The sequence below is a fragment of the Moorena sp. SIO4E2 genome (assembly GCF_010671945.1).
Lineage (GTDB): Bacteria > Cyanobacteriota > Cyanobacteriia > Cyanobacteriales > Coleofasciculaceae > Moorena > Moorena producens.
In genome coordinates this window covers 1-1,031 of record NZ_JAAHIE010001433.1, presented here as the reverse complement: position 1 = coordinate 1,031, position 1,031 = coordinate 1, and the positions used below count along the sequence as shown (strand labels likewise).

Here is a 1,031-nt window from a genome sequence, read left to right as displayed (position 1 = left end):
AGGGTTTGCGCTAAAACACTCTCCACTGTTTTCGGGAGGTATTCCATCCCATTATATGCTGGAATAACAACAGTAACTTTTGGCATAGTCAAGTTCATTAATCAAGTTATTTAATCAAACTATTTTGCTAAAGTTAATATTAACTCGAAACAATAATAGGACAGATTAATTGTGGTTAAATGCAACATTAAACTGGAAAATTATGCTCATAATATTTTGGAAAAAGTAGCAAATATTTAACTATTTAATCTAGTCAAGACTAGACTGACTAATCATTTGCATAATTAAATCACGATAGCGTAGAGCAACCATGTCCCAGCTAAAACGCATCCCATTCTTTCTAGCCTTAGTTTTCCAATCTTTGCTCAAAGCCTGTGCGATCGCTCCAGCATAAACATCTGGATTGGTGACATCACACACAATACCAGCATCGCCAATCATATAGCGACGAATCTCATCATCAGTAGTAACAACTCCTAAGCCGCTAGACATTGCTTGTAGGTAAGCATTGGCAAATGGTTCATCGATAGAAGGGAGGGTAAATAGATTCCCATACCGATAAACCTCAGGCATTTGATTGAAGGGAAAGGTCTGTATGGCAAAGCGATTAGCTCCCAACAATTCCTCACCTAATGCTTGAAAATATTCACGGTCAGGTCCATCGCCACAAATCAGAAGACTCCCATAGGGAAGCTTTGCGATCGCTCGAATTGTCAGTTCAACCCGTTTGTGATCGTTATGATTTAAAGAAGCAACACACAACACAATCGGCTTGTTCAAACCTAGGTCGATCTGATTTCCCTCTGGCTTGAATCGATCCATATCTACGCCGTTGGGAATAATTGTGACAGGCTGATTAGGACGCTGTTTATCAACAAAGTCAGCCATGGTCTCAGAGAAAACCACCAGATGATTGGGACAAAATCGCAGGCTTCGCGCCAGTGATTGTCCACCGCCAGTCAAACCAGTGTGTGCTTTAAACAGAATGGGTGTGCCAATCAGTGCTCTTACAAAAGCTGCCATGGCCAAAC

General features: G+C 41.0%; 2 protein-coding genes. Both read right to left on the bottom strand.

Annotated elements, in window-relative coordinates; genetic code table 11:
- Positions 1-86 (bottom strand): glycosyltransferase (locus F6K37_RS46060; protein WP_502887850.1); only part of this gene is annotated, 86 nt, incomplete at its 3' end.
- Between the two features lie 163 nt (positions 87-249).
- Positions 250-1,031, bottom strand: a 782-nt coding sequence (locus F6K37_RS44260; RefSeq protein WP_287257463.1) for a glycosyltransferase, incomplete at its 5' end; no start/stop codon positions are given.